This window comes from uncultured Methylovirgula sp. (assembly GCF_947646745.1).
Taxonomy (GTDB): domain Bacteria; phylum Pseudomonadota; class Alphaproteobacteria; order Rhizobiales; family Beijerinckiaceae; genus Methylovirgula.
Map to the genome: position 1 here is coordinate 1 of NZ_CANSHK010000068.1, position 7,431 is coordinate 7,431.

At 64.5% G+C, this 7,431-nt stretch carries 9 protein-coding genes; 5 read left to right on the plus strand and 4 right to left on the minus strand.

What is annotated here, in order from left to right; all coding sequences use genetic code 11:
* The 4 genes from Q0025_RS14465 to Q0025_RS14480 form a co-directional block, all read left to right on the plus strand.
* Positions 1 to 195: invasion associated locus B family protein (locus Q0025_RS14465; RefSeq protein WP_297300331.1), on the plus strand; the 195-nt coding region annotated here is incomplete at its 5' end.
* 108 nt (positions 196 to 303) lie between these two features.
* Positions 304 to 1,002 (plus strand): hypothetical protein, encoded by a 699-nt coding sequence (locus Q0025_RS14470; RefSeq protein WP_297300333.1) that lies wholly within the window; start codon positions 304 to 306, stop codon positions 1,000 to 1,002.
* 5 nt (positions 1,003 to 1,007) lie between these two features.
* Positions 1,008 to 1,988 (plus strand): N-acetyl-D-Glu racemase DgcA, encoded by a 981-nt coding sequence (gene dgcA / locus Q0025_RS14475; protein WP_297300346.1) that lies wholly within the window; start codon positions 1,008 to 1,010, stop codon positions 1,986 to 1,988.
* A gap of 63 nt (positions 1,989 to 2,051) precedes the next feature.
* A complete protein-coding gene (locus Q0025_RS14480) occupies positions 2,052 to 2,900 on the plus strand; it encodes an ion transporter (protein WP_297300335.1) in 849 nt (282 codons plus the stop codon).
* A gap of 114 nt (positions 2,901 to 3,014) precedes the next feature.
* Here Q0025_RS14480 and Q0025_RS14485 read toward each other — a convergent pair whose 3' ends face one another.
* From Q0025_RS14485 to Q0025_RS14500, 4 genes are all read right to left on the minus strand, one after another.
* The gene (locus tag Q0025_RS14485; protein ID WP_297300337.1) at positions 3,015 to 3,632 is read right to left on the minus strand and encodes an XRE family transcriptional regulator; all 618 of its coding nucleotides are present in this window, start codon (positions 3,630 to 3,632) and stop codon (positions 3,015 to 3,017) included.
* Between the two features lie 66 nt (positions 3,633 to 3,698).
* Positions 3,699 to 3,896, minus strand: coding sequence for a hypothetical protein (locus tag Q0025_RS14490; RefSeq protein ID WP_297300339.1), 198 nt, complete (start codon positions 3,894 to 3,896; stop codon positions 3,699 to 3,701).
* An 80-nt stretch (positions 3,897 to 3,976) separates the two neighbouring features.
* A complete protein-coding gene (locus tag Q0025_RS14495; RefSeq protein WP_297300340.1) occupies positions 3,977 to 4,549 on the minus strand; it encodes a hypothetical protein in 573 nt (190 codons plus the stop codon).
* Positions 4,550 to 4,685: 136 nt separating this feature from the next.
* The gene (locus tag Q0025_RS14500; RefSeq protein ID WP_297300342.1) at positions 4,686 to 6,407 is read right to left on the minus strand and encodes a hypothetical protein; all 1,722 of its coding nucleotides are present in this window, start codon (positions 6,405 to 6,407) and stop codon (positions 4,686 to 4,688) included.
* A 256-nt stretch (positions 6,408 to 6,663) separates the two neighbouring features.
* Between Q0025_RS14500 and Q0025_RS14505 the strand changes: the two genes are divergently transcribed.
* Positions 6,664 to 7,431, plus strand: a 768-nt coding sequence (locus Q0025_RS14505) for a trypsin-like peptidase domain-containing protein (protein WP_297300344.1), incomplete at its 3' end; no start/stop codon positions are given.

Sequence of the window (7,431 nt, forward strand, 5' to 3'; positions counted from 1 at the left end):
GACGTCGGCCGCGCCGGCTTCGTGCGCTGCCTGCCGACCGGCTGCGTCGCCGAGGTCGTGATGGACGACAAACTGATCGGCGAGTTGCGCAACGGTCATAATGCCACCTTCATCATCTTCCAGACCCCGGAAGAAGGCATTGGCATTCCGCTGGCGCTGAACGGTTTCGGCGAGGGATTTGATGCATTGCCGTAACGGCGGTGCCGCGGATGCTGCCGGCCGAATCGGAAAGTTGCAGACTTTTCCGAAAGGTTTATTCCGTAAACGCACAAGAGGCGTGGCGTGAGGGATTGGAGCGGGGGAATGCGCAAGCACGTTCGGGAGAAGGCTGTGGTCAGGGCGCGGCGCGCGCCGTCGCAAGGCCGCGCGATCCTTCTTGTCGGTGCGCTCGCCACCCTCGTCGGCTGCAGCAGGACCGCCGGCAGTTTCGATACGGACGACAGCGGCCAGACGAAAATGAGCAACCTTTGGGCGCTGGTGCAGTTCAAGCCCATTCCGGCGCAGCCGCAGCCCTTTGCTCCCGTCAAGTGCCCCGAGATCGGCGTACAGGATGGCACCGCCGATGATCGCGTTTACGGCCCGGGCGACGACCGGTCGAACGCCAACGTGCGTTACCAATTCTCGATCGTCAATTTCGCCCGCGATTGCCAAGTCGTCGACAAGCAATATCAGATGAAGGTCGGCATCGAAGGCCGGATCTTGCTCGGCCCCGCCGGCGCGCCTGGCACCTATGCCGCGCCGATTCGCATCGCCGTTGTCAGCCGCGCCGACGGGTCGGCAACGCTCAGCAAGCTCTATCAGGTGCCGGCCAGCGTCGCCGAGGGCCAGACGGAAGGACCGTTTACGCTCGTCACCGACCCGCTCAGCGTGCCGGTCACCGGCCGCTATTCCGACCAGGATTATGTGATCAAAATCGGCTTCGATTCCGAGGCCAATGCTGGCGCGCCACGCGTGGCACGCCATCGCCATCATGCCGCCGCGGCGGCGGCCGGAGCCGATTGACGCGATTGCCGCGCCAGCTGCACATCGCCGTCGAACGCTTCCCGATCGCCGGCCGTTTCGTCATTTCCCGCGGCGCCAAGACCGAAGCCGTTGTCGTCGTCGCAACGCTTGTCGAAGGCGGCTTCCGCGGCCGCGGCGAATGCGTGCCCTATGCGCGCTATGGTGAAAGCCTCGAAAGCGTCGTGGCGCAGATCGAAAGCCTGCGGCAGACGATCGAAGCCGGACTCGGCCGTGAGGATTTGCAGACGATCCTGCCGCCCGGCGCCGCCCGCAATGCGCTCGACTGCGCGCTCTGGGACCTTGAAGCCAAGGCGAGCGGCGTCCCGGTCTTTCGACAGGCGGGCCTCGCGCCGCCGGCGCCGGTGACGACCGCCTATACTTTGTCGCTCGATACCCCCGAAGCTATGGCGGCCGCCGCGAAAGCGGCAGCAAGGCCCTTGCTCAAACTCAAATTGGGCGGCGACGGCGATGCGGAACGGCTGGCCGCCGTCCGCGCCGCGGCGCCCCACGCCCAACTCATCGTCGATGCCAACGAAGCCTGGTCGCCGGCTCATCTCGCCGGCCATTTCGCCGCTTGTGCGGCGCAGGGCGTCGCGCTGATCGAACAGCCGCTGCCGGCCGGTGCTGACACGATCTTGGCAGAGATCGCCCATCCGGTTCCGCTCTGCGCCGACGAAAGCCTGCATGACCGCGGCGATCTTGCCGCTTTGCGCGGATGCTATGAGGCGATCAACATCAAGCTCGACAAGGCCGGCGGCCTGACCGAGGCGTTGGCGCTGGCGGCGGACGCCGAACGGCTCGGCTTTCAGTGCATGATCGGCTGTATGGTGGCGAGCTCGCTGGCCATGGCCCCTGCCCTCCTGCTTGCTGGCCGCGCCGATTATGTCGATCTCGACGGCCCGCTGCTCCTTGCGCAGGACCGGCCGGACGGATTGCACTATGACGGCGCGCGCGTCTATCCGCCGACGCCGGCGTTATGGGGATGACAGCCGGCGTCAAAATTGCTTCATGAGGGCTGGCTAGCGATTCGCCGCCTTTGGAGAAAGCGCGTGCTGCAGGGCAGCAAGATCCCATTGCGCCATCGCCTCGCGGACCTGTTCGACGACGACGCGCCGCGCACACTCGCCGTCCGCCTCTTCAATGCCGCGCTGGCCGTTTTGATCATCGTCAATGTGGCCGCGGTCATTCTCGAATCCGTCGACGGATTGCGCGTCCGCTATCCCCTCGCCTTCGTCGGCATCGAGCGCGTCGCGACGGCGATCTTCGCGGCCGAATATATTCTGCGCGTCTGGACGTCCGTCGATTACCGCAGCGGCCGGTTTCGCAATCCGCTGTGGGGGCGCCTGCGTTATATGCGCGGCTTTTTCCCGCTCGTCGATCTGATCGCCGTCCTGCCGGCCGTGCTCGGTTTTTTCGGCGCGGCGGATCTGCGCGTCTTGCGCCTGCTGCGTCTGCTGCGAATGATCAAGCTGACGCGGCATTCGACGGTCTTCGGCCTGCTATGGGCCGTGCTGCGCGAAGAATCGCGCGCCATCGCGGCACTGATCTTCGTCCTCTTCCTGACGCTGACGGTCAGCGGCGCGCTGATGTACATGATCGAAGGCGAGGTGCAACCCAATGTCTTTTCATCGATCCCCGCCGCGATGTGGTGGGCGATCGAGACGGTCACGACCGTCGGCTACGGCGACATGGTGCCGGTCACATTTCCTGGCCGCGTCCTCGGCGGCATCGTCTCGATCGTCGGCATCGGCACCCTGGCGCTGTTTTCCGGCCTTATTACAGCGGGCTATCTCAATCAGTTGAGGCTGCGCCGCACGCCCAAACATCTCGCCGACGATGAATCCGTCTGCCCGCATTGCGGCGGCCTGCTGCGCCATTCGCGTGCCAAGGCGGGATGACGCTGTGCGTTATTCGACGCATGGCCTTAACCGAAATGTCTGCAACTTTTCGGGGCCATGATTGGCTTCGACGCATGGCCTTACCCGAAAAGTCTGCAACTTTTCGGGGCCATGCTATTCCATCGCTGCGGCTTTGAGGATGCAGACCATCACCGCCGCGGCGGGTCGCTCGCCGCGATTGCGGATCACGTGCGGCCGGTCGCAGCGATAGCGCAACGTCTCGCCGGCCTTGGCGCGTTCGACGACACCGCCGACTTCGACTTCGAGTTCGCCGTCCGTTACCGACAGGCATTCGACCGAACCGCGCTGGTGCGGATCGGACGCGAGCGCCCCGCCGGGCTCCGCATGAAAGCCGTACCATTGCAGCCATTCGACCGTCTTGATCCAGCCGAAAATCTCGAGCCGGCATTTGCCGTCGTCGGAAACGAGGATCGGCGTATCGCCGCGGGTCGATTTTTCGAGAAAGGGCTCGTCCTCGCTGACTTGCAGCATGCCCTCGATCGACATGTCGAGTGCTTGCGCCAGACGCCAGATCGTCGCCAACGTCGGATTGGTCTCGTTGCGCTCGATCTGGCTAATGATCGACTTTGCCACGCCGGACTGTTCGGACAGTTCGGAAAGCGAAAGATTATAGGCCTTGCGCAGCCGCTGCACCGTCTTGCCGAGCTGGCCGGAAACGGCGAGTGCGCCCGCCTCCAACGCCTTGGCCTTGTCGCGACCTTCGATACCCACATCTCGCTCCGGGACCTTCAACGATCCCGGATACTAAACGATTCCGTTTGAAATATCGAACGCGCGCTAGCTGTGGACAAGCCGATGCCAGGCGGATTCGACCCCCTCTTTGGCATGGTGGAAGCGGGTGTCGGCTTCGTCCCAATTGACGATGGGGCAGCCGATCCCGCCGGCAGGGCAGACGGGCGAGCGGCCGGAATCAAGCACGAAGGCGGTGCCGATGGTCAGCAGGATCCCGATGATGATTCCAAGCACGAGCTGCATCGCTCCCTCCCCTCCAAGGCCGACGAACGGCTGCCCCGGAAACCCCGGGACGGCAGCAAAGTTCCCGCTGAAAAAAGCGTTTAAGAAAAGAGCGCGACCTTCTCGGCTGTCGAGAGCCGGTCGAGCCGTTTCAGCGCGCCCGGTTCGGCGCGCGGTGCCATCGCAACGTCCGGCGCAGGCCAGACAGGCGGTAGCGGGTCTGGGGCACGAACCGAAGGCGGCGGCAGCGGCGCGGGTTTCGGCTCGACCCTGGGGGCCTCTCTTGCCAACTCGGCTTTGACATTCGGCGGGCTCACTTGCGGCGCACTGCGCAAAAGCCCCCCGACGGCGCGCGCCTGCGCTTCGATATCGCGGCAATAATGCTCGTCGATCCCGTCGCCGCGCATATTCGCCGCGAGACCTTCAAGCGTCTGCGACACATCCTTGAGACGCTGCACCAACAGCCGGATCGACGGGTCGGCCGGCAGATGCTGGTCGCGCACGGTCTGCTCGAGCCGGGCGAGGCCATCGAGCATCTGGCGGACCTCGTCGACGCGGCTGCGGCGGGCATATTCGGCAAGAAACCAGCGCCCGCGCACGGTCTCGACCACCGCGGCCTCGATCGCCTCGTAATCGCCTTCGCTGATGCCTTCGGGCGGCGTGATGGTCAACATGCTTGCGGTCGTCTCGAATCAGCATACGAGTCTGCGCGGCGGGCGGATAAAATCAAGGCGGCGGAACGTCCGCCGCCTCGTTCGTCAGAGCAGCCCGCGCCGGGCGCCGGCGAGACCCAGGCGCAAGCGAGCCCGTTTAACGCTCGGAAAGCTCACGAAAGCGCGGCGTGAAGGAGACACCCCGCAGCACTTCGCCGAACCCCGCTGTGCGGACCGTCTTGAAGCTTTCGGTCGCCGGCAGCGCTGTCGCGGAAAGCGTGTCGGTGATCGCAACCAATTCGTTCGGATCGGCGCCTTGGTCGCCATTGCCGCTCACCGTCGAGGTGATCGCCCAAATGGTCGCCGTTCCGTCAGGATTGACCTTGCCAGTGATGTTGCGCAGCCCGTCGGTCGCCGGCGACCACGGCAGTCCGGTCGCGGCGTTGTTGCCGGTCGGATAGCCATGCACCGTGTAAGGCACGCCGAGATTGAGGCCGGCCGTCAAAGTATAGGCCAATTGCCAGTTACCGGTTGCATCGTTGAAGACCCACTTTTGCAGGCCCGCATGGGTCTGCGCCGCCGCGGCCGTGAAGCGTCCGCCGCTGAACGTCGCCGTGCCATTGCCCTCGTCGGCGACATAGAGCGTCTTGGCATTGGCGAACCAGAGCCCGAAGGGGAAAAGCGTGGCGCTCTTCGCCGAATTGGTCGGGAAGCCTTGCAGCACGCACATATTGTAAGGCGTCACGCCCTGGCTTTGCAGATTCGCTGCGTTGAAGCTGATCGGCGCCGTCGGCAGACCTGCAGCGGCGCGCGGAACGCCCGTGCCGTTCGGGCAGGCTAGAGGCTTGCCATTGCCATCGAAGCCCGAAGTGTCGATGAAATAGACGGTGTTGACGCCGTTGCCGCCGCTGCCCTTGGTCAGATAGACGACGTTGTCGAAGACGGTCAAACCGCGGAAATTGGTGTCCTTGCCGACTTTATCGGCCTTCAGGCCGAGTTGAGTCACGCTGAAGCTGCCGACGGGCGTCGGTTGACCCGGCGCTTGCGACGCTTCCGGCTCTTTCGACGCGTCGAGAATCTGCGCGCCGGCGCCGAGGATGACACCGTTCGGCTGCGGATTGGAGCCGTTGCCGGCATTGCCCGCCGTGTAAATGAGCGGAACGCGGCCGCTATCGTTCAGGATCGCGGCGCGGCCGTTGTTGCCGCTATAGGCATTCGTCTTGGTGAAGTGGAAGCGGCCGAGCGCATCGACCTGCGCCACGATGCGAAAGTTTTGCGCCGGGACGGGATTCGTCGGATCGACGACGCCGGGCGTGTTCGAATTGGAAATATCGATCGCATCGACGGGCGCAAGGTAACCCATCAAAGTGACGAACCGGCCGTCGGTCGACAGATTGAGCGCGTCTTCCGATTTCGACGAGAAGCTGCCGACCATGGAATCGCCGGCCGGGCCGAAACCGTGTTGCCGCTGCCGGCCATTCGGCACTTCGAGCGAATTGATGAAACGGCCACCGAGATCCACCTGATCGAGGAAGATGGTCGCGGTGATTCCGAACGACCCGTCGGCCAGCGCATTGTTCCAGACGAAGGGATAGGCGCCGTTGGCGGTTGCGGCAACGCAATTGGACCCGGTGCAATTCGGCGGCAGCGGCTGGCCGACCTGAACGTTTTTCGGATTGTTGTCATAGACGACGCGGCTGACGATCAGATTGCCGGGCAGGAAATAGGCAAAACCACCGAAGCCGCCCGAACCGGCGAAACCAAGATCGCCATCGCCGGCGAAGGCGGTCTGCGAACTGATCAATGCCGACGTGAGCAGGGTGATCGCGGCAAGCGATCGCTTGGCGTAAAGTCCCTTGGCATAAAGACGCAAAAACATGGCTCCTCCCAAAAACCTCTCGAAAAGAGGCGGGCTGAAAAAGGCTGGATGAGGCGATGCCCAGTGCGACGGGTGCAGTGCCGGGCCGGCGCCATATGCCGGGATTATGTGACGCCTATGCGAATGAGATTTTGAAACGGTGTGACTGCGCGGAGCTGCCGGCGCATCTCTGCTTGAGCTGCACCGGCCCCGCGTCGATCCAGGCCTTTTATCGGACAAAGGTGTACCTACATCTATGTCCAGCGAAAGGACTGCGATGTTCGACTCCCATCCCACATTTCTTTTGGACGATAGCCACGAGAGCCTCGCGCCGGCGGAAGCCGCCCCGGCGACAGCACCTGCACGCGACGACGGCGTGCTTCTCGACGCTTACTCGCGCACCGTCGCGGGTGTCGTCGAACGCGTCGGCCCGGCGGTCGTGCGCATCGACATTCGCCGCGGCGACGGCAAGCATGGCGGCTCGGGCTCCGGAGTCATCGTCTCGCCCGACGGGCTGATCCTGACGAACAGCCATGTCGTCCAAGGCGGCAAGCGGGCCGAGATCACGACGCTCGACGGCCGCAACCTGTCGGCGCGCGTATTGGGCGATGATCCGGACACCGATCTTGCGCTCGTGCGCGTCGAGGCCGACACCACCCTGCCCTTCGCGGCCCTCGGCGATTCAAAGACGCTGAAGCGCGGCGAGATCGCCATCGCGATCGGCAATCCGCTCGGCTTCGACGCGACGGTGACGGCCGGCATCGTTTCGGCGCTCGGCCGTTCGCTGCGGGCGAAATCCGGCCGGCTGATCGATGACGTGATCCAGACCGACGCAGCGTTGAACCCCGGCAATTCTGGCGGCCCGCTGGTCTCGTCCAATGGCGAGGTCATCGGCATCAACACGGCGATGATCGTTGGTGCGCAGGGCATCTGTTTCGCCGTCGCGGCGAATACGGCGCGCTTCGTGCTGGGCGAAATCATCCGCCACGGCCGCGTGCGCCGCGCCGCGCTCGGCGTCGGCGGCGGCACGATCCCGCTGCCGCGC